General features: G+C 33.3%; 21 protein-coding genes. 6 read left to right on the top strand and 15 right to left on the bottom strand.

Going from position 1 to position 20671, the window contains the following annotated elements; translation table 11 throughout:
• Positions 1-128 precede the first annotated feature (128 nt).
• Entirely contained in the window at positions 129-1379 is a 1251-nt protein-coding gene (locus ASJ80_RS12695) for a tripartite tricarboxylate transporter permease (RefSeq protein ID WP_069583140.1), read from the bottom strand.
• Positions 1380-1927: 548 nt separating this feature from the next.
• Here ASJ80_RS12695 and ASJ80_RS12690 point away from each other — a divergent pair.
• Together ASJ80_RS12690 and ASJ80_RS12685 are read left to right on the top strand one after the other, a co-directional pair.
• On the top strand, positions 1928-3304 hold the full coding sequence (locus ASJ80_RS12690; protein ID WP_069583141.1) for a sugar porter family MFS transporter: 1377 nt from the start codon (positions 1928-1930) through the stop codon (positions 3302-3304).
• Between the two features lie 26 nt (positions 3305-3330).
• Positions 3331-5217, top strand: a complete 1887-nt coding sequence (locus ASJ80_RS12685; protein WP_069583142.1) for a glycoside hydrolase family 15 protein — start codon at positions 3331-3333, stop codon at positions 5215-5217.
• A 100-nt stretch (positions 5218-5317) separates the two neighbouring features.
• On the opposite strand, the gene ASJ80_RS12680 is transcribed toward ASJ80_RS12685, so the two are convergent.
• The 6 genes from ASJ80_RS12680 to ASJ80_RS12655 all read right to left on the bottom strand — a co-directional run bounded on the left by ASJ80_RS12680 (position 5318) and on the right by ASJ80_RS12655 (position 8903).
• The gene (locus tag ASJ80_RS12680; protein ID WP_048082905.1) at positions 5318-5587 is read right to left on the bottom strand and encodes an elongation factor 1-beta; all 270 of its coding nucleotides are present in this window, start codon (positions 5585-5587) and stop codon (positions 5318-5320) included.
• Between the two features lie 151 nt (positions 5588-5738).
• Entirely contained in the window at positions 5739-5900 is a 162-nt protein-coding gene (locus ASJ80_RS12675; RefSeq protein ID WP_069583143.1) for a zinc finger domain-containing protein, read from the bottom strand.
• Between the two features lie 31 nt (positions 5901-5931).
• Positions 5932-6594: an amino acid kinase family protein gene (locus ASJ80_RS12670; protein WP_069583144.1), complete on the bottom strand. Its 663-nt coding sequence runs from the start codon at positions 6592-6594 to the stop codon at positions 5932-5934.
• Between the two features lie 193 nt (positions 6595-6787).
• Entirely contained in the window at positions 6788-7126 is a 339-nt protein-coding gene (gene pth2 / locus ASJ80_RS12665) for an aminoacyl-tRNA hydrolase (RefSeq protein ID WP_048082908.1), read from the bottom strand.
• 430 nt (positions 7127-7556) lie between these two features.
• Positions 7557-8063: a PsbP-related protein gene (locus tag ASJ80_RS12660; protein WP_069583145.1), complete on the bottom strand. Its 507-nt coding sequence runs from the start codon at positions 8061-8063 to the stop codon at positions 7557-7559.
• A 312-nt stretch (positions 8064-8375) separates the two neighbouring features.
• Positions 8376-8903, bottom strand: a complete 528-nt coding sequence (locus ASJ80_RS12655) for a PsbP-related protein (protein ID WP_069583146.1) — start codon at positions 8901-8903, stop codon at positions 8376-8378.
• Between the two features lie 386 nt (positions 8904-9289).
• On the opposite strand from ASJ80_RS12655, the gene ASJ80_RS16670 reads away from it, so the two are divergent.
• Both ASJ80_RS16670 and ASJ80_RS12645 read left to right on the top strand, forming a co-directional pair.
• Positions 9290-9604 carry a hypothetical protein gene (locus ASJ80_RS16670; protein WP_069583147.1) on the top strand — a complete coding sequence of 105 codons (315 nt, stop codon included), beginning with the start codon at positions 9290-9292 and terminating at the stop codon, positions 9602-9604.
• A 7-nt stretch (positions 9605-9611) separates the two neighbouring features.
• Positions 9612-10046 carry a hypothetical protein gene (locus ASJ80_RS12645; protein WP_069583148.1) on the top strand — a complete coding sequence of 145 codons (435 nt, stop codon included), beginning with the start codon at positions 9612-9614 and terminating at the stop codon, positions 10044-10046.
• Positions 10047-10059: 13 nt separating this feature from the next.
• Here the strand turns inward: ASJ80_RS12645 and ASJ80_RS12640 are convergent, their stop codons facing one another.
• The 3 genes from ASJ80_RS12640 to ASJ80_RS12630 form a co-directional block, all read right to left on the bottom strand.
• Positions 10060-10515 (bottom strand): response regulator, encoded by a 456-nt coding sequence (locus ASJ80_RS12640; RefSeq protein WP_069583186.1) that lies wholly within the window; start codon positions 10513-10515, stop codon positions 10060-10062.
• A 354-nt stretch (positions 10516-10869) separates the two neighbouring features.
• On the bottom strand, positions 10870-11415 hold the full coding sequence (locus ASJ80_RS12635; protein WP_176720205.1) for a hypothetical protein: 546 nt from the start codon (positions 11413-11415) through the stop codon (positions 10870-10872).
• 622 nt (positions 11416-12037) lie between these two features.
• Positions 12038-12757, bottom strand: coding sequence for a methyltransferase family protein (locus tag ASJ80_RS12630; RefSeq protein WP_245837576.1), 720 nt, complete (start codon positions 12755-12757; stop codon positions 12038-12040).
• A 382-nt stretch (positions 12758-13139) separates the two neighbouring features.
• Between ASJ80_RS12630 and ASJ80_RS12625 the strand changes: the two genes are divergently transcribed.
• A complete protein-coding gene (locus ASJ80_RS12625; RefSeq protein WP_069583150.1) occupies positions 13140-13952 on the top strand; it encodes a class I SAM-dependent methyltransferase in 813 nt (270 codons plus the stop codon).
• Positions 13953-13996: 44 nt separating this feature from the next.
• On the opposite strand, the gene ASJ80_RS12620 is transcribed toward ASJ80_RS12625, so the two are convergent.
• The 5 genes from ASJ80_RS12620 to ercA all read right to left on the bottom strand — a co-directional run bounded on the left by ASJ80_RS12620 (position 13997) and on the right by ercA (position 19859).
• On the bottom strand, positions 13997-14698 hold the full coding sequence (locus ASJ80_RS12620) for a methyltransferase family protein (RefSeq protein WP_069583151.1): 702 nt from the start codon (positions 14696-14698) through the stop codon (positions 13997-13999).
• Between the two features lie 193 nt (positions 14699-14891).
• Positions 14892-16103, bottom strand: a complete 1212-nt coding sequence (locus tag ASJ80_RS12615) for a YcaO-related McrA-glycine thioamidation protein (RefSeq protein ID WP_069583152.1) — start codon at positions 16101-16103, stop codon at positions 14892-14894.
• A 105-nt stretch (positions 16104-16208) separates the two neighbouring features.
• Positions 16209-16811: a zinc metalloprotease gene (locus ASJ80_RS12610; protein WP_069583188.1), complete on the bottom strand. Its 603-nt coding sequence runs from the start codon at positions 16809-16811 to the stop codon at positions 16209-16211.
• 132 nt (positions 16812-16943) lie between these two features.
• Positions 16944-18449, bottom strand: coding sequence for a PAS domain S-box protein (locus ASJ80_RS12605; RefSeq protein ID WP_069583153.1), 1506 nt, complete (start codon positions 18447-18449; stop codon positions 16944-16946).
• 246 nt (positions 18450-18695) lie between these two features.
• Complete coding sequence (gene ercA, locus ASJ80_RS12600; protein WP_069583154.1) at positions 18696-19859, bottom strand: alcohol dehydrogenase-like regulatory protein ErcA; 1164 nt, start codon at positions 19857-19859, stop codon at positions 18696-18698.
• A 322-nt stretch (positions 19860-20181) separates the two neighbouring features.
• On the opposite strand from ercA, the gene ASJ80_RS12595 reads away from it, so the two are divergent.
• Positions 20182-20634, top strand: coding sequence for an HIT family protein (locus ASJ80_RS12595; protein WP_069583189.1), 453 nt, complete (start codon positions 20182-20184; stop codon positions 20632-20634).
• Positions 20635-20671 lie beyond the last annotated feature (37 nt).

The following is a 20671-nucleotide window of genomic DNA, read 5'->3' as shown; positions in this document are numbered from 1 at the left end:
ATTCATCATATTTTTATTTGATATTTTTAATCCCCTTTTTACCATTACAAAATAAAAAAAATAGTACTATTTTAGAGTACATGATATTTATTATATTTTCTAAACTCATTAAAAAGTATATCAATGATTTAAAACCCAATATTAAAATAAACCACAATGGTGGGCACAATTAAAACCCCCATCAAGTTCGACTTATTCACTCCAAGGTAATGGGGAAGCAAACCAAGTGCAACTGCTGTTACATACGCAAGCAGCATGAAAAAGAGATTTGCACGGTACCAAAGAGCAAATCCAACCACCAGCAGGCTCATAAAAGTTATCACAAAGCATGAAAGTTTCCTATAATTTATCTTTTCTATTAACTCGCTTACAATATCTCCTAATTTTAGACATAAAAATACCGAAATTGAAACTGCGGTTAATGCAGTAAATACAAAAAATAGCATGTGGTTAAAATCAAAGTTCTGCAGGATGTTTTTTACATAAACTGCAATTCCACTTCTTGGATTTCCAATTAAAAATATCATCACAAGTGAAAATAACGTATCAGCTGTGTTAACACCGCTTAATGCCGTGATAAAACTTTCATTATTGTTTTCAAAATCCCCTCCTCCAATTAGTTCCTGTGCGATCAGGCTTCCCTGTGCAGGCCCAAATCCCGGTAAAAACCCAAGAATACTCCCTGCAACTCCACCTGCAAAAATTCCCCTGAGTATATCACTGTTAATTTTAAAATGATGGAACCGGTTTTGTGTTGGGACAAATGAACGCTGTTGTAAACTATAAATTAATGTGCTTACACCGAAAAGTCCAGTAAAAATACAAAGCAGTGAAACATTAGACGATACAGGTGAATTCAGCATGATATAACCCATAATTCCAGAAAATAAAAATAAAACAACTGACCACAGGAATGACTTTAAGTTGTTGTTCAATCTTATAAACATGAATATAGTAATTATTACAAGTAAAATCCATATATAAGGCTTAATCTGCCCATAAACTGCAGGTAAAAGCATTATGAAAATTGGTAAAAGGACAACTGTAATTAAAATTGCCCCAAAGCCACCTGCTGCCGCTAACCTCACTGCTTCTTTACCTCTACCTTCAAGCAGAAGCTTATGACCAGGTAAAATTGATAAAACCGTACCTTCCTCTGGAACTCCCAGAAACATAGATGGTATAAACTCGAGAAGGGCATGGGAAATTGCCATGGAAATTAAAAATACACATAAAACTTCAGGAGAGTAAGTAGCTAATAGAAAAGAAGATGACGCAAAAATGAAGGCTCCTACCATGTTAACATGGATTCCAGGAATTAAACCAGTTAAAACACCGCATAATACTCCTATTATACATGCAAGTATCAAATCAAACATTTTAAACCCCTGAATTTCTCAATATGCTTTAAATAGAAATGCACAAATAATGTAGAAATTTAGTAATCTCTGTATTACATTAATAATAATATATATAAAATTATTTGTTTTATTTTCAGCAATTTGAAAATAGAAAAGATAACATGGGAAAATTGCAGCCAGATGAGAGTTGAAGTCCATTTACATCTTAAAAATCAGGAATATCTTCTAAAATATTTTTCACCAGTTATTTTAGTTTAAATACTACGACAAACTTTTTTAAACATTAAAATTCATAATACAAAGCGTTGGATTAATACTACAAAGTCAATTCAATCAGCTGTAGTTAAACGCGACTCACTATTCCCAATTAAGGAAATGCTTAAATACTATTTTATTAACGTTGAATGCTCTAAACCCTCTATAACTTTAACTTAATTGATTTTAATGAATTATACTCCTTAAAGAAGTTCAAGAAGTATAATTTAGATGCTTAATGCAAAAATTGGATAAATTTAGCATGATCAAATTACTGAATGTATTTTTTTATAATAAACGGAGTAGTTTAAATGGTTAAGGAGAAAAATATCCAGTTTGTAATTATAGCTGCAGCAATTACAGCTATTGGAGGAATGTTATTTGGATATGATACCGGAGTAATTTCGGGGGCAATACTATTTATCAGGCAGGCTTTTTCACTTTCAAGTACAGCTCAAGAGATCGTTGTAAGTTCTGTACTTATTGGTGCTGTAATTGGTGCAAGTATAAGTGGATTCTTAGCCGATAAATACGGGCGCCGTATAATGGTCATTGCTGCCGCATTTGTTTTCGGAATAGGTGCCATATTTACTGCATTAACTCCAGATGTATATACTTTAATTGCAGGTAGAATCGTGGTGGGCATAGCTATCGGAATAGCTTCATTTATTGCACCGCTCTATATTGCCGAAGTTGCACCAGTTAGCATAAGAGGTGCACTTGTATCATTAAACCAGCTTGCCATAACAGTGGGTATAGTCATTTCATACCTTGTGGATTTTGCCTTTGCCTCTAGTGGAGGCTGGCGCTGGATGTTAGGGTTAGCTGTAGTCCCAAGTATCATATTAGGAGTTGGAATGTACTTAATGCCACCCAGTCCCCGCTGGCTTTACAGTAAAGGGCGAATTGACAAAGCACGCTCTGTCCTTGAACGTATAAGAATGACCAAAAATGTAAGTGAAGAAATGAAAGAAATTAGAGCGAGTCTAGTCTGTGAACAGGAATGTAAATGGTCGGAAATATTAGATCCAGTAGTCAGACCAGCTTTAATAATAGGCATAGGGCTTGCTGCTTTTCAACAGTTAACCGGTATTAACACAGTTATTTATTATGCACCGACAATCCTCGAATTTGCAGGTTTTCAATCGGCTGCTATTTCAATACTTGCAACTGCAGGGATTGGTATGATAAACGTAATCATGACAGTTGTAGCGATTTCATTAATAGACAGAGTCGGAAGGAGGCCATTACTCTTAATTGGCATTATTGGAATGATAACCAGCCTTGCAACATTAGGGATAGCTTTCGTTTTACCTGGATTATCAACGTCTTTAGGTTTGCTCTCTGTTATAAGTTTAATGGTGTATGTCGGTTCATTTGCCATAGGTTTAGGGCCTGTTTTCTGGTTAATGATTTCAGAAATTTATCCTCTGCGGATAAGGGGCCGTGCCATGAGCACTGCTACAATAGTTAACTGGGGTACTAACTTAGTGGTGGCAATAACATTTTTATCCCTTATTCAACTAATCGGAACCCCCGGCACGTTCTGGCTTTACAGCATAATTGGAATTATTACATGGGTTTTTGTTTATTTCCTTGTACCTGAAACCAAAGGAAAATCTCTTGAAGAAATTGAAATGGAGTTAATGGCAGGAAAACGCCTTCAAGAAATTAAAAACGCAAAATAAACCAAAGATAAAGGTTGAATCATACTATGGAAAATAAATTCAAAGATATTGAAAATTACGGCATTATAGGAAACCTGGAAACATGTGCACTTATTGGTAGTGATGGATCTATAGATTGGATGTGTCTCCCATACCTGGAATCGCCTTCAATCTTTGCAGCAATTTTAGATAACAAGCGAGGAGGACATTTTGCTATTCAGCCGGTCTCAAAATTCAGCTCATTTCAGGCTTATATTAAAGAAACCAATATCCTCCAAACCACATTCAATACCCCCTTTGGAATGGTTACAATAACTGATTTTATGCCCGTCAATCTTTATGACGGGACTAAACACCATAGAACTCTTTATCGGAAAGTTAAGTGCATTGAAGGGCATATTCGACTTGAATTAAGTTTCAAACCACGTTTTAATTATGCCAAGGATGTCCCTGATTTCAAGTTAATAGAAGGAGGAGCAACATGCAGTTTTGAGGATAATGAGTTATTTTTAAATACAGTTGTTCCACTCAAAATCAAAGAGGATGAAATAACAAGCCAGTTTAACATGAGAAAAGACATGGAAATATGGTTTGTTCTTCAATATAACCAGCAGGATCATTATTCTCCAGAGTATCCTCCAGATTATGGTAAGTTTAATGAAAAATTAGATGCCCTGCAGGAATACTGGCAAAACTGGACTTACAAATGCCACAAAATCTGTATCCTTGAAGATATCTGGCATGATATCATTGCTCGCTCTGGTTTAGTACTTAAATTACTGGCAAATCCAGAGAGCGGGGCAATTGCAGCCGCTGCCACAACTTCTCTCCCCGAATGTACAGGAGGAGTAAGAAATTGGGACTACCGCTATGCATGGATTAGGGATTCAGCATATACTATACAGGCGCTTTTCCACCTTGAACATGTACAGGAATCCCAGGATTACATGAGATGGATTAACAGCATTATAAAACAGGGCACTCACCCTTCAGATATCCGCATAATGTATCCACTCCATAAAGACGAGGCCGTTGAAGAACAGATGCTGGAATATCTTTCAGGTTACAAACAATCAAGCCCTGTTAGGATAGGAAATGCAGCCGTTAATCAAAAGCAGCTAGATATTTATGGAGAACTAATAAATGCCATTTATGATACCACCCGTTATGGGAAAGATATTTCAGATAAAACATGGGAATTTATAAAAAATTTTGTTGACTATATCTGCGAAGTCTGGAACACTAAAGACCGAGGGATATGGGAAATAAGGGGTGAACCCCTCCATTATGTGCATTCAAAACTTATGTGCTGGGTAGCTGTTGATCGAGGGATTAAAATAGCAAAATTTAAGAAGACTGAGACTTCCTGCAACTGGGAAGAAACAAAAAATGAGATAGAAACTGCAATACTGGAAAAAGGTTTTAATAAAGAATTAAACAGTTTTGTTCAATCCTTTGATTCAGGTGCCATTGATGCAACAACACTGCTTATTCCAAGAATGGGGCTGCTGCCCTATGACGATCCACGGGTTCAAGGCACCATTGAAGCTGTCATGAAAAATTTAATGACTGAAAAAGGTCTTGTTTACCGCTACAAAAATGAAGACGGGCTTCCCGGAGCTGAAGGCTGCTTTTTAATTTGTTCTTTTTGGCTTGTGGATTCTCTTGCCCTTTCTGGAAGGTTAGATGAAGCTATAAGTATATTTGTTAACGTGCTCCAGTTAATGAGCCCTTTAGGCCTTCTGGCTGAAGAAATAGATCCCAAAACAGGTAAATTGCTCGGAAATTTCCCTCAAGCATTCAGCCATATAGGCCTAGTTAACAGCGCATTATATATAGGAATAGCCAGAGGTAGAAAACATAAAGGACCTAAACCTCAAGGATTCAAACACAGTGTGCCGTATAAAAAGGAAAAATTCAAAATAAAGAAATAAAATCAGTATTCCATATTAATTAATATAAAAATTAAAAATAAAGTTAATTTAAAAAAAAGCATATTAGTACTCTAAAAGTTAAAAAATAGAGAGATTAAAATTACATTAATCTTCTAGTATCAGTAACTTCTATACTGTTAACTCCGCTTAGTTTAGCGAGGTTTTCTTCAACCTTTTCAGTTCCCCCTTCCTGGTCTTCTACAATGACCATAACATTGAGGGCTACAAGACCAAACGCAATTGGTTCTTCGTCTATTTTATGAAGTTCTGCACCTTCAGGAATTGATGTTTGAATATCTGATTTCAGTTGTTCTAAATCAATTTCAGGACTTTCTGGCATTAATTTTATTGTTGCTACTACTTCTCCCATTTAAATCACCAATATAAATTTTGATTGGTTGTCAAAATAAGTTATCTTAATCAACCAATTAAAAATAGTTTAATTCATATTATATTCTATGCTCGAGAATTAATAAATTCTCGGCACGCAAAAACCTTCGGTTTTTGCAGATTTAAAATACTTAAGGACCTGTAAATCCACATTTGCAGGTATAAAGGTGCCCAAATGTTCGGCACTTTTGACATCTGTAGAGTACTTCGTCACATTCTGGACATTTGAATTTTACACATGTTTCTACAGGGGATATTTCTTGTTTACATGATATACATTCTGCTTTTGCCATTTAATTAACCTCCGAAAATCTTAATTTTGGATCAAAAAACCTCTGGTTTATTTTCACCACGAATAAACGTGCATTTAGAATTCTTACCTTCAATTAGAGAAATAGCTCTCTTGGGAAACTTTCCATTAACAACATAACAGTCTAAGTTATATTCAAGTAAAAGCTCGGGTAAGTTTACATCAACTGATGTTTCACTAAAATTCAGTAGTTTTTTTGCATTTATACTTTTTAAAAGTTTCGCACCATCTATAGATGGATCGACATCATATATACCATCTACATTTGTTACTATTAATATTTTGCTTTTGAGGAGCCATGCTATATAAACTGATATGGAATCCGATGTTACATCCCATGAGTGTTCAAGCGGATCAAGATACTCAAATAATCGAGAAGGCAGCAATATGGGGAGCCTTCCATCAACCATAACCTTCTTTGCGTCTTCCACAGAATAAACTGCCTCTGCACCATCTATTTTATCTGCAACAAGCATTCCAAGAATGTCCATGCATAAAATAGCAGTTTTATGAGCAGCTGTATCTGAAAATTTAATATCTGCATCGTATTCCCTTAGTTTATTTGCAAGATCGCCTCCGCCGCAGATAACTATGGCATTTTTGCCCACGAGTGCTTTGCAGAACTCTATGGCATCATCTGGAAATAAGCTTCCACCAACTTTAACTACCCATTCCATGTAATCACACTTTTGCCTAACTTAGAGTTGAGGAAATACACAGTATTTCCGAACCTTAAAATTTTATTAGTAAATAAAATTTTAAAGTTGAGAAAAATCTACGATTTTTCGAACATTAAATCTGTCAAATTCTTTGACAGATTTAAAGTTGAGAAAATACACAGTATTTTCGAACCTTAAAAATCTTCGATTTTTAAAGCAGTTTCAAATCATGAGTTATTTTATCTATCTTTTCATCGTCATCCGGCCCAATACCCAGACATGTCACTGTACCGCTTGGCAGTTCAGTTCTTCCAGCATCCTGAACAAGATAATAAGGGACATCAGAACGTTTTACTATTTCATATATTTCATAAAGTTCCTTTAAGTCTTTAACTTTAACTACAACTTTCTTTTCGCCGCCTAATTCCCATTTCATAATTTTTCTTTTGTCTGCCCTCTTGAAGGCACCTAAACTTGCATGACAGGATTGGGCTGCAATCTTTCCTTTACCCATCTTTAAATCTGTTCTTATAACCATGACCTGTTTCATATTTTCACCGAATTCAAAAATAAGAATTTTTATGTAATTTAATTATAATTTAAAATCTGGTAGTTATATGTTTAACAATATAATAATTTTTATGTAATCTAATTATAATTCAATCTGATAGTTATATGTTTAATGTAATATATGATAAAAGTCTTCGCTCTGGAGTATTGTGCAAATATTACTATTTAAATTATTATGTAATTTTTTGATTAAATAAATGCAATTTTTTAAAATAAGTTCAACTTAAATTAACCAGTAATTTAGTATAACCCACACACATGTTAATGGACATAAAATCTCTCAAAAAACCGATGTTTTTGTTAGCATGTAAAAAATTTCCAATTTTTTACTGTCACAAAATCTTCGATTTTGTGAACATGAGAAAGTCTTTTCAAAATTTATATTAAAATAAAAAGAAAAAAAAGAAAGATTACTGTACTTTAAAAGTCTTCAGTACCATATTATAATTGGTTTGCTGGCTATCGAAATCTTCTGGTTGTGAATTGAAAACAATGTAATAAATCTTATTATTTTTCTTAAATAGAGTCATGACTTGTTTAGTATCATTTCCATTGAAAATTATCTGATGAGCCTTTACCCCATTTACTGTTGTTGTATTCTCTGATAAAATGGCATAACCCATTTTTTTAATACTTGCCTTGTTTAAATTTACAAAATCAGTCAATGATTGAGATGAAGAAGGAGTACTTTGTATCAAAACACCTGTCTGTCCACTATCATCACTAACAGCTACAATTGCAGAAGCAGAATCACTGGTGAGATTAATTTGATCAGATGATAATTCACTCCAGGCACCAGGATAATTAAAATAAATGCCACTTAAGTTATACGTCTTGTTTTGAGTTTCAGATGTACAACCGGATGCAAAAATCACAATGGCTAAAATAGATATTACTAAAATCGCATATTTTCTCATTGAATCCCCCATTTCATTTATAAAAATCGTTATTATTCTTATCTATTTATATATTTAACTTTAAAACGAGTAGGATGTATTAAAGTATCATATAAGATTATACAGATATTATACTATTTTAAACAGGAAATATAAAAAATACGTAAGATATTAGCCGTCTAAACTACATTTAAAAGATACTGCTTGAAATATTAAATTCAAAAAGAAAGTTAAGATTTACTTACTAAAAAATCTCATATAGAATAAAATCCCATGTATCAAATCAACCAAAACCTAAAAAATAATAACGAATTTTAAAAGAGAAAAAGTGGATTATTGAATCTTGAAAGAGTTTATGACTATGTTAAAGTTTGATTGTTGGCCATCAAAGTCACCAATTAATGCCCCACAGAGTATAACATAGGCATTGCCATTTTTTTCAAGCCAAACAACCCTTTCTTCCTTTAAAACCCCATTTACCATAATTTTGTGGACGTTCTCATAACCAGTCAAACCATTTACTTTAATGGTTTTATTAGAAATAGTCTGAAAAGTTGAATCTTGAGCATATTTGGCATATGTATCCTCATAAAACTGTTTTAATGTAGAGTTAGAAGATATTGGTACTTTTTGAACGATTACAAGTGTATTTACATTGTTTGTTGGTTTATCTACCGAATCTGGATCTCCAACTCCCACAAGCGCGTCCTGTGTTTTAATATTTGAAATTTCCTGCCAGCTACTAGAATAATTAAAGGATATTCCCTTAAAATTATAGGTATTATTACCCTGACTTGTACAACCCGAAGAAAAAACTACAACTGCCAAAACCGCCATTAGAAGAACTGCATATTTTTTCATTAAATCCCCCATATTAATTATATAAGTATGCATTTACCCCAATTACATATAAACCTATTTTAAACCATTTAAATTGTATTAAAATAGAAAATAGCAATGTGATCATTATTTCAGATAATAAGAGGCCTTTAAAATTAGAGCTAATTCACCCATTTCAGGGTATGCTAGATAAACAAATATTTTCAATACTCATATTTTTACTCAAAATTTGAATAATCATTCTATTATACCTCTAATTTTAATAAAAATTCTTAAAAGCAAACATATTTCATAAAAAGCATGAAAATATTAACAAAAATCCAAATAAAGTTAATTTATTGTTATAATAGTACCAAATTATGCCTTAAAATAAAAGTTTATACCGGTTTTTTAACATACCTATTATAATGTCATATGAATTCGTTCCAGTTTCACTTATAATCATAATTTTGTATGCAATATCCTGCTTGTTATATAAAGAAGATGTAATTACAGAGGCGATGCACGTCAAAATATGGAGCATAACAATTTTTATAATAGGTTTAATTCTGGCCGTAATTGGGCTCTTAATCAGCATATTTGCAGAATATGGGATGAGCATCGCTGTAAACGCTTTCCTCGTTTTTTGGCATGTAGAAATTGGTATAGTTCTATTTATAATAGCCATGTTCCACATTTATCTTCACAGGGACAGGTTTAAAAAAATCACTTTGAGGACATAGTGATACAATGAAAAAAATATTGATAATTTTACTCCTAATTGCTTTTTTAACTCCAGCGGCGGCTTATGCTCAAAATAGTGATCAGTCAAGCAGTCAAGGAAGCGTCAGCGGCGGCGAAGCCTATAATCCAGACTACAATGTTTTACCGATAGCATTAGCACTAATTATGCTATATCTAATAAGTTACCTCTTATATGACAGTAAAATTTTAAGAAAAGTTAGGTACAAACAAATGTGGAGCATTGTACTTGTTGGAAGCATGTTAATTTCAGGAATCACAGGGATAATACTGGTACTTATAACCGATTACGGGGTGCGGTTTAACTTCAATTTCAATTTACTTTTCTGGCATGTAGAAACAGGCATAATAATGGCGGTTGTATTATTCTTCCACATTCATATTCACCGGAACAAGTTTAAAAGGATTCTAAAGGCCAGATAATACTAATAAAAATCTAAATCTTTGGTAATTCTGCCATGTTAAACCAGAAACTTTTAATTGAATTCATTGTATTTGCAAATTCATCAAAATCAAGAGGTTTAGTGATGTAACAGTTTGCATGATTGTTATAACACTCATTTATGTCTTCTTCTGCCGTTGAAGTTGTAAGAATTACCACAGGTATTCTTTTTAGTTCATCATCATTTTTAATTTCTTTTAAAACCTCACGGCCGCTCATTTTCGGTAAATTTAGGTCTAAAATTACAAATGTAGATTTACACTCCCCATTATATTTACAGTTTAAATACAGAAAATCCATGGCCTCTTTTCCATCACGTACAATATGCAAAACTGCATTTATACTAATTTCCTTTAAAAATTCTTCTATTAATCGGGCGTCTGCAATATTATCCTCAACTAATAAAACAGAGAGTGAACTAATAGATTTAGAGTCCAAATTATCCGTCATTTTATTACCCATTACCATTTATAATAAAACCCACAATAGAACTGAACTATATTATTATTAATTTAATAATATTTAAACTTACTTAAAAATCTTTGAATTCTATATATAAATTTATTAATGTTTATTAAGCACTTAACACCTTTTTTATAAGTACAAATATACTAAAACCCCATATTTTACTTAATTTTGTAATTGATAAATTCTTAAATCCTTAAATTATTAATTATGCCCCATATAATCAAAAAAAAATAGATTTAGAATGTACTAATTTCAACAAAATTAAAATCATTAATTATCTGCTTAGTATATCCAACTAAAAAAAATAAATAGATTTATAATCCTCGTTAAAATAAATCACATCTTGGTAACGTTAATTTTTATTCCCATATCTTGAATTCTACCAGGTAACTGGCTCATACCGTTAGTACTGCCATTTAAGCGCGTTATTTCGTGTTCAATATATATCCTATCTGTTTTATTTGATATGAAAATACCTATCTGAAATGACTTGCCTACACCTTTAAATCCATTTATACTAGGTATATAATAATATTCCCATGATCCATCAGCTGAATGAGCATTATTTAATTTAATTACAGGCACTATTTCAGGATAGTATCTTTTAGTCATTGAAGGAACTGTATACAACCATATATCCTTATTTACAGGGATGTTTTCAAATGAACCATATATTACAAACTGTGAATTCACAGACGATCCTGTATCAGGGTTAATAACGCTTACTTCTACTTTATTTAGTTCTTCAATATTTAAAAATCCAAATCCAATAGAACATACCAGTATAATCCCAATAATACCCAGATACGTCCATTGATCCTTCCATGTATCTTTTATAAACATTATACTGCATACAGCAATGGAAACTACCAAGATCATCATGAAATAGGAGAATTGTACCGATTGATCAAAACCATTTAAAATTCTTACATAAAAAGTGACGAGGATCACTAGAAGAATTACCATCATGGATATAAACAATCTCGTAACATTTACAGATTTTTTAAAATCATTTTTAGTTTCTGTGGACTCGTTTCTAGATGAAATAAAATCCCCACTTAAACTGTGTATCCATCCTATAATGTATCACTTTTTATTCCCATATATGCAGTTATTCTCAATTTTCATCTATATTTTTAGTATTTATTAGCAGCAAACAAAAAATTTAAGTATTAATCTCAAAACATGCCACTCAAAATAAGTTTATAAATTAAGTAAATGCAGTTAATCCATACAATGTTTAAAAATGCTCATGTCCCTAATATTTTGTAAATAATATCCATCTAAATATCGTAAAACTACATGTTTTAAGCTAATTCCTATTTCAAACAGGAAAAATTAACATTTGTAAACATGCAAAAATTTCCTATTTTTGCGGTTACAAAACATAGTTTTGTAAACATGCAAAAATTTCCTATTTTTGCGGTTACAAAGCTTTTTTCAAACATTACAATTTAGCAGGTATAATTCATGCGCGCAACTGTTAAAAAAAATAATTTGAGACTTACCATAAAAATGGAATAAGCCTGCTTTTTACTTTATTCTGGTAGTCAGAGTATCCTTCCAGATCTTCAACCAGCATCTTTTCTTCCCCAACGATCCTCACTGCAATGATGAAAAGCATCACCACGCCAAGTATAAGTCCATATTTAGAGCCTAAAAGAAGAGGAGTCCCTATAAAGAACAGTACATCTCCTAAATACAGAGGATGCCTTACAAATCCATAAACTCCAGTTGAAACAACCTTCTGCTTCCGTTCTGTTTGTATCCTAACTAGAGGTGATAAGAAAGTGTTGTCTGTATACGCCCTGTATGAGAAAAAGAATGATATTAAAAGTAAGATTCCACCAACAACCTGCAGCCATACTGGAAAGTTAGTAGTCCATGCAAATCTTTGAGCATCCAGGGGCATGATTAAGAACCATGTTATAAAGATCGCTCCAATTATGTACATGAGATATCTATCCCACCCTTTCTGATTGCCGGTTCCCGGTTTCATAGATCTTTCTTTAAGTAATTCCGGGTCTTTGCTGCGTAAATAAATATTCCTTGCCAGTGTAAGTCCAATAAACCACAGAGCAAAGATCCAGCCTCCAATCCAGAACCAGTTCCCTGAAAGGAAAAGAATAAATGCGAACCATATACAAAGAGAAATAGTTTGCGTTATAATTTCTTTTTTTCCGTCATCCACTGTAAAGTCCTCATAATTCTTTTCAGTATCCACTAAAACGTCTCCATATAACTTTTATAACCTTTTATTCAAATTTTCAGACTATCCATTTTTAATACTCATAATGGTATTTATTAATACAGCATTAAATATTTTTTCATAAGTTAATAAACACACCTGTGATTATAGAAATGGATATATAAAAGCAGAATTCATTTAGCAGTTTTTAAGTTTAATAAATACTCATTTAATAAGTAAAATTGAATAAAATTATTTTTAGGAAAAAATAGCCCCTAAAACTCATATTACATTATTTTAGCAGCTGCAAAATATTACGTGATAATTAAAAAAATTTAGCAGGTCTATATAACAAATTTTATATACTTTTTTAAGAAAAATTCAATTAATTGTAAATAACATTCTTGAGAGTTATTACATGGATAAAATCGCTTTAACCGAAGAAAAAGAAACTTTACTTATCCCCCTATTTGGGAAAGCAAATGAAAACAGAAAAAAACATCCCATACTTGTTGACAAAAAAGCAGTTGAAATTGTAAATCAAATAGATTATAATTTCAAATCACTCAAAATTCCTGAAAAGACAAACACGATGATGTGTTTAAGGGCAAAACTCATTGATAACTTCGTTAAAGATTTCCTCTCAAATAATTATGAAAACACCGCCCTGCATCTAGGTTGTGGACTTGACAGCAGGTACAACAGAATCAAAAATAACAATGTTGACTGGTACGATGTTGATTTTAAAGATGTTATTGATATCCGCAGGCATTTTTACAAAGAATCCCATAATTACCATTTAATTGCTTCTTCTGTTACTGAACATGAATGGTTAGAAAAAATACCTGCAGGTAAAAAACATTATATAGTTATAGCTGAAGGCCTGTTGATGTACCTTAAAGAAAACGAAATTAAGACACTGCTTACTGACATTAAAAACAGAATTGGCAGTTATACCTTAATTTTTGACGCATTTAACACTTATACAGCAAAAAAAGTAAAAAATCAGCCGTCAATAAAAAAAACAGGCGCAGCAATTCATTGGGGCATTGATGATCCCAAAGAACTTACCAGTTGGGGAGCAGGGATCCGGTTCATTGAAGAACAGTATTTCACATCAAATGATGAAGTCAAAAATTTAGATAGTCTAACAAGGACCATGTATAAACTGGCAAATTTATTTCCAATGGCTAAAAAAGCACATAGATTGTTAATTTATAGAATTAACTAATAATTATAACTAATTTTTAGGTCTAAACATTCATTTCTTATTTATCACCAGATGAACGGAATCAACCGGTGTTTAACTCTTTCCATATACTCTTTATAACCCTCTAATTCTCCAATTAACGCTTTTTCTTCTCCAACTATCCTTACCACAATAAAAACTGCCATTAATATACCAAGCAAAAGCCCATATTTAGAGCCCAAAAGCAAAGGCGCCCCTATCAAATATAATATCCCGCCAAGGTACATGGGATGTCTTACAAATCCATAAACTCCCGTTGAAACAACTTTCTGCTTCCTTTCTGTTTGTATTCTAACTTCCGCTGACGCATATGGATTATCAGCCAAAGCCCGAAAGGTAAAGTAAAACCCAATTAATAATAAGATTCCCCCAATAACCTCCAGCCATAATGGGAAGTTAATGGTCCATAAATATCTTTTAGCATCTAAAGGCATGATTACAAACCATGCCATAAACAGGATTAAAAATATAAAAAGCCAGTATTTATCCCATCCCTTTTCTCCGCCGGTTCCAGGCTTTCTAAGTCTTTCAAGGAGTAATCCTGGGTCTTTAAAATATAGATAAATGACAGTTGAAAAACCCAGCACAATATACCATATATCAAAAAGCCATCCTTGAATCCAGAACCAGTCTCCAGCAAGAATAAGAAGCAGTGCTGGAAGTAGAAGAATCCAAATAACTGAAAAGATCATTTGACCTGTACTGACCTTATTGTTTTGGGCCGCCATCTAAACCTCTCATTCAGATTAAAAATCAAATAAGTACAACAGTTTACTATTAAGTAATATAAACTAACTATTTTTTCATATATCCAGCCGGTGATAAATAAAAAAAGGATGAAATTTTAGATAAAAAATCTTTAAATTTTTATAATAATAAATTCTAAAGCATAAAATAAGGAATAACATGGCACGTGCTGTTTTAATTGGCTTTTACCCTTTGCCTAAGCCTCTTTCCAACACGTGTGGTATCAATAGAATAAACTTCCAAACCTGGAATTATAACCCTTACAACAGGAATTTCAATCTCTTCCCGGGTAAGATCCACAAATAAAACATCTTTAAACCCTACTTTTTCTAAAAGTTTCATGGATGTTTCAATATCTTCCTTGAAAGATTTTCCAGCATGGTTTTTGATCTGCCTCAAATCAATGACTTCTTCAGATTCGCCGAACCAGTGCTTATTCATCCGCTTCATCCGCTCGTAGCCGGCTTTTCTCATGAAAACTGCCCTAGTGGTATCTTCTCTTGTACCGTGAATCTGGGTGGCGCGGCTCTGGGCCACTTCAGTCAACGCCCTCATAGCTGCTATTTCAGGGTCTAAATGGGTTCCAACACCAAGTGTGAGTAATGCAGGGTCTTTTAAAACAGTGTCATCTGAAACTGCCGCGATTGTGGCTGCTTCAATATCAGATGTTAAATTTACAAGCTTAACATCGATCCCCTCTTTTTTGAATTTGTCAAGGAGTTCCTTGATAAGCGGATTTTCAATGGATTCAAGGTCTATTTCAACCGCCTTTTTTCGTTTAGTTTCAAATATGCTCCATGCGTCCCTTTCAATAACTTCCATCATACCATGAAATATAGCTTCTTCTACCCTATTTCCAGATGCAAGTCCATTTGTATTTGATTTAAATAGACTGGTGTCATTTGAAGTGACATACGGGTGAAATACAGAATTAGCCGGCACCAGATATTCTTTATCGTCCATTATATTTACCGACTTTACCCAGTTCAATTCTTTTTCCTGCAGATCAAAGGGCAAATTTGGAAGTATAAGTGATTCAGGATCCATACACCCATCCATTTCACCAAAACATGCTGAAATTAAATTATTTTTTATGTTATCTTCTGAAAGCTCTGCAGAATACCTCTCAAAAGCTTCCATCATGGCTGATGCTTTAGCCTGGTTTTTTGTAGCTCCTTTTCCAGCGTAGATACTCACAGCGCCCTCTGCAGCAGACGGCCTTATTGCAGAATAAACAGGTATCCCAATTCTATCAAGGTGAGTTATTTCAGCCACCCTTGTTACTCCTGCAGTTTTCAATTTACCTTTTACCCAGTTTATAGTCTCTTCTGGAGGCATTGCCCTGTGTGTACATCCAAAATATTTTACTGGAACTTCTTTAAACATAACATCACTTGAAATAGTTCATATTCAAAATTTTATTTTATCTAAGATTTATTAGGCGTTTCCCTATCCTTGAAATATTTGCTGTTTTATAATATTAAAAATTATTTAAAGCATGCTGAAGATATGGACACCAAATAATGAATAAGCCAGCAGTATTAACGCCAGTACCATTGTAGCTATCCATACTAACGGATTCCACCTGAAAATTTTAGCTCCGTCAAGTACAACGAGGGGTATTAAATTGAAAACTGCTAAAAAGCTGTTTATTGTAGCTCCCAGAACAGCCAGACCTAAAAGATTATACTGTGCAGCTAAAGGCATTGCCATTAAAAACAGTACTGCAAGTATTATATTAGTAGCAGGTCCTGCAAGGGATATTATACCATTTTCCGCTTTTTTAATGTTATATCCATGGATATAAACTGCCCCCGGCGCTGCAAATACAAATCCAAAGTAGGATGTAATTAAAGCTAAAATTAAACCCTGGAACCACATTTTATATTCTGCCCAGTAGCCGTATCTTATAGCCGTGAATTTATGAGCCAATTCATGCAGCACAAATCCAAACCCAACTACAACCACCATATACCCAAAGTTAGCGATTGTAGCGTCTAGATCGCGCCCATTTATTATGTAATCAAATGCAAGTGATATGACAAGCAGTGAAATTATAATATCTCTGATCTCTCTTGCTGTGAATTTTACCATATTTACTGAATGTAATTTAATATATAAAATACTTTCTACTGCGTCCAAAATTTAATATTTTTACCTTAAATTAAAAATAACGTTTAAATCCTTAAAAAATAGAGACAATATCACCTTAATTAAAATATTTGCTTAAATCCTTTCTTTATACGCTAATTTTGTAAACTCTATTTTAAAAGAAGTTCCCCCACATTTATCAAGTGTGATAACACCATTAATCTGGCTAACTAAAATATTGACCAACCTTAACCCCAGTGTTTCGGTATTATTGAAATCTAAGTCTTCAGGGAACCCAACACCATCATCACTGATGATAAGTACACATTTTCCCTGATCTAACTGAAGATCTACACTGATTTTGCCTTTTCTACCATTAGGGAAAGCATATTTTAAGCTGTTGGATATGAGCTCGTTTATAATTAACCCGCATGGAATTGAGGTGTCAATATCAAATAGAACACCTTCAAAATTTATGGAAAGTTTTACAGCACTTTGGTCAATGGAGTATGAGCGGAACAAGTGAAAAGTTAGACTCCTTATGTATTCTGCAAAGTCTATCTTTGTCAGATCCTCCGATTGATACAATTTCTCATGGATAAGTGCCATTGATTTAATACGATTTTGACTTTCCTTAAATACACCCATAGCATTTTCATCTTCAATATATCTTGATTGGAGGTTCAAAAGAGAACTTATTATCTGCAGGTTATTTTTAACCCTGTGGTGGATTTCCTTTAAAAGTACCTCTTTTTCATTTAAGGATTGTTTAATCTGTTTTTCATAGGTTTTACGCTTTGTAATATTATGCAAAATCACCTGGATTGAAGTATTACCCCTTCCTTTTTTTAACAGTGAAAGATGCGCCTCCATCCAGCAAATTTGACCATTTCTATCAATTACCTTAAACTCAAAGGGTTCAACAAATTTTCCATTCATTAATTCCCGGCCAATCTCTATAAAATCTCTAATATCTTCTTCAAACAGCATACCTAACTCTAAAATGGATTTACCGATAATTTCTTCCTTAGATAAATTAACAAATGCTTTAGTTGATTTGTTGATATCAATAATTTCTCCATCAGGAGTTATAAGTATAATAAAGTCTGGAGAATGTTCAAATAGTGCCCTATATTTCTTTTCACTCTGCATTAGTGCTCTTTCAGCTTCCATACGTTCAGTTATATCCCTTGCAACCATCACTGCGTAAAAATTATTCCCAAATTCAACCAGGCTTATGCTGATTTCTGCAGGTATTTCTACCATGCTGCTTTTTAAAAACGTTGCAATAACGTTTTTTCTATCTGGGGCTCCCCTATTTTTCATTAAATCAGAGAATATTTTTTCCATCTGATTTACTTCCCAGGGGATTATAAAATCATTTATAGACATATCAAGTAGTTCACTTTGAGTATATCCGAGCTGATCCAGTGCAGATTTATTTACATCCGCAATTAAACATGAAGGCATCTCTAAAAGGAAAATAGCATCGTTACTTTGATCTAAAAGAGCTTTAAAACGTTTTAATTCAGCTATTTGTTGTTGAAGTTCGGGGTAGTAACTTTTATGAACTGAACGTTCTCCAAGGCCAATTATCTTCTCACGCAGTGAATCCCAATTATCAGAAGCATCAAAGGGCATTTATATATCTCCACTATTTAAAGAGTTAATTTCTGCATGTTTAATCATCGGTTCAAAGTGCATTTACATATCTTCCTTACTTAAAGAGTTAATTTTAATAATATTTAATCATTTAATGCGCTGCAGTTAATTTAAGAGTTTAATCCATCATTAAAGTGCATTTACATATCTCCCTTACTTAAAGAGTTAACTTTAATAATAGTTAATCATGGTTCATGGTATTTAACATATATTCAATCATCCCAATTAAAGTGCATTTCTAAATATCTCCCCTATATCTTCCTGATCTGGCCTACAGGGGTTAGTTACAATACATGAATCTTCCATTGCATTTTTTGAAAGCTGCAAAATATCGCTCTCTTTAACTCCTATTTGTCTAAGTGTATGATCAATCCCAATAGATTCTTTTAAATGCTTTAATTCATGTATAACTGCTGTTTTTTTCTCAAGTCTAGTCATTCTGCTGAAATTAATTCCCATCGCTTCACCTATACGCTGATACCTTAGGGGTTCTGCATCAAAATTAAAATCAACAACATGGTCTAAAAGAACTGCATTGCATTCTCCATGAGACAAATCTAAAAAACCACCTAAACTATGTGCCATTGCATGGACAGCTCCCAGACTCGCATTTGAAAATGCCAGTCCTGCTTCCAAACTCCCAAGCATCATATTTCCTCGCAGTCCAAGATCATTAGGATTACAAATTGTTTTTGCTAAACTTGACCATATAAGGCGTATTGCATTTAAAGCATGGGTATCAGTAAGTGGAGAACTTGCATTGGAAACATAGGCTTCAATAGCATGAGTTAACGCATCTAAACCAGTGCATGCTGTTAAATAGTTATCCATAGTCGTCGTGGTGATTGGATCAATCAAAGCAACATCTGGAACTACTGCTTTACTGATAATTGATATCTTTACTTTTCTTTTTTGATCCCGGATTATTGCAAACTGTGAAACATCTGCTGAAGACCCTGCAGTAGTAGGTATGCAAATTAAAGGAGGTATAGGGTTGTAAACTTTATCCACACCTTCAAATTCAAGTATGCCCCTGTTATGTGAGCTTACAATGCCAATGCCCTTAGCACAATCCAGGGCACTACCACCCCCCAATGCAACTACTGCATCACATTCTTCATCTTTATACAGTTCAGCACCTTTTATTACATCTTCTTCCTTTGGGTTAGGTGTAACATCCCTATAAATCTCATATGAAATTCCTTCAGTTTCTAAAACATGCAGTATTCCATCCAGCCATCCTGCATTGATAACCCCCTGATCTGAAACTATCAAAACCTTCTGGGCTCCGAAGTTTTTAGCGTATCTGCCAGCTAAAAGTCGGGCATCTAAACCAAATACAAGTTCCGGAGCAACAAATTTTCGAAGTTCCATATTTTGAATATCCATAATCTGCCTCTTTTAGCTTGATAATTACTTTAAATCCCTTAAGCTACCCAAACAAACCATCAAATTAATTAATGCTTAACTAATCATTATTTTCTATAATTTTCTGTATTTTTTCACATATTTAAAAATTACACATTACAGACCACAATTTATTAATAAATAGGATTATTTTAGCTATAAATTATAAAAAACGGCAGTTAATATTATAATAACGTCCAGACAGTCCATATTCCTATAATTAAAAGGGAAGAATTTAAATAAATATAAAGAGATAATTATTAATCTACATAAATTATTTTTAATGTTTAAAAAGGGCATAAAAATGGAAGTAAAATGTGAATACTGTCAAATACCTGGTGCTTATGGAAATTTAATTTATGAAACAGAACACTGGATGATTTTCCTTGCTCCAAGCCAGAGATTCCTTGGAACAGGAGTAGTTGTGCTTAAACGGCAGTGTAATAAATTAAGCGACCTGGAAAGTGATGAATGGGATGAATTTAGAGAAATTGTAGAAAAATTAGAGACCACTTTAACCAAAACATTCAATCCCACACTTTTTAACTGGAGCTGCTTCATGAATAAGGCATACAGGGAGGATCCACCTAACCCTGAAATTCACTGGCACTTCATACCGCGTTATGCCCACAATGTGGAATTTGAAGGTATAACTTTTGAAGACCCTGATTTTGGATACATTCCCCAGCCGATAGAAAGGAAAATACCTGAAAACATCATGGCAAAGCTTATGAACGCGATTAAAGGAAACTTATAAATTTAAAAATTAACTCAATTTCTGGAACCACGAAAAT

Origin of the sequence: Methanobacterium bryantii (assembly GCF_002287175.1) — an archaeon.
Classification (GTDB): domain Archaea; phylum Methanobacteriota; class Methanobacteria; order Methanobacteriales; family Methanobacteriaceae; genus Methanobacterium_D; species Methanobacterium_D bryantii.
The sequence above is the reverse complement of the archived record's forward strand: the minus strand, read 5'-3'. Positions and strand labels throughout refer to the sequence as shown.

Bases quoted from the DNA above. Each gene is read 5' to 3' on its own strand.
- ASJ80_RS12675 (WP_069583143.1), bottom strand. From the start codon at position 5,900: ATGGCAAAAGCAGAATGTATATCATGTAAACAAGAAATATCCCCTGTA.
- ASJ80_RS12655 (WP_069583146.1), bottom strand. From the start codon at position 8,903: ATGAAAAAATATGCAGTTCTTCTAATGGCGGTTTTGGCAGTTGTAGTT.
- ASJ80_RS12620 (WP_069583151.1), bottom strand. From the start codon at position 14,698: ATGGCGGCCCAAAACAATAAGGTCAGTACAGGTCAAATGATCTTTTCA.
- ASJ80_RS16670 (WP_069583147.1), top strand. From the start codon at position 9,290: ATGTCATATGAATTCGTTCCAGTTTCACTTATAATCATAATTTTGTAT.
- ASJ80_RS12595 (WP_069583189.1), top strand. From the start codon at position 20,182: ATGGAAGTAAAATGTGAATACTGTCAAATACCTGGTGCTTATGGAAAT.
- ASJ80_RS12680 (WP_048082905.1), bottom strand. From the start codon at position 5,587: ATGGGAGAAGTAGTAGCAACAATAAAATTAATGCCAGAAAGTCCTGAA.
- ercA (WP_069583154.1), bottom strand. From the start codon at position 19,859: ATGGATATTCAAAATATGGAACTTCGAAAATTTGTTGCTCCGGAACTT.
- ASJ80_RS12695 (WP_069583140.1), bottom strand. From the start codon at position 1,379: ATGTTTGATTTGATACTTGCATGTATAATAGGAGTATTATGCGGTGTT.
- ASJ80_RS12605 (WP_069583153.1), bottom strand. From the start codon at position 18,449: ATGCCCTTTGATGCTTCTGATAATTGGGATTCACTGCGTGAGAAGATA.
- pth2 (WP_048082908.1), bottom strand. From the start codon at position 7,126: ATGAAACAGGTCATGGTTATAAGAACAGATTTAAAGATGGGTAAAGGA.
- ASJ80_RS12690 (WP_069583141.1), top strand. From the start codon at position 1,928: ATGGTTAAGGAGAAAAATATCCAGTTTGTAATTATAGCTGCAGCAATT.
- ASJ80_RS12640 (WP_069583186.1), bottom strand. From the start codon at position 10,515: ATGACGGATAATTTGGACTCTAAATCTATTAGTTCACTCTCTGTTTTA.
- ASJ80_RS12615 (WP_069583152.1), bottom strand. From the start codon at position 16,103: ATGTTTAAAGAAGTTCCAGTAAAATATTTTGGATGTACACACAGGGCA.
- ASJ80_RS12660 (WP_069583145.1), bottom strand. From the start codon at position 8,063: ATGAGAAAATATGCGATTTTAGTAATATCTATTTTAGCCATTGTGATT.
- ASJ80_RS12635 (WP_176720205.1), bottom strand. From the start codon at position 11,415: ATGATGATCTTGGTAGTTTCCATTGCTGTATGCAGTATAATGTTTATA.
- ASJ80_RS12685 (WP_069583142.1), top strand. From the start codon at position 3,331: ATGGAAAATAAATTCAAAGATATTGAAAATTACGGCATTATAGGAAAC.
- ASJ80_RS12610 (WP_069583188.1), bottom strand. From the start codon at position 16,811: ATGGTAAAATTCACAGCAAGAGAGATCAGAGATATTATAATTTCACTG.
- ASJ80_RS12670 (WP_069583144.1), bottom strand. From the start codon at position 6,594: ATGGAATGGGTAGTTAAAGTTGGTGGAAGCTTATTTCCAGATGATGCC.
- ASJ80_RS12645 (WP_069583148.1), top strand. From the start codon at position 9,612: ATGAAAAAAATATTGATAATTTTACTCCTAATTGCTTTTTTAACTCCA.
- ASJ80_RS12625 (WP_069583150.1), top strand. From the start codon at position 13,140: ATGGATAAAATCGCTTTAACCGAAGAAAAAGAAACTTTACTTATCCCC.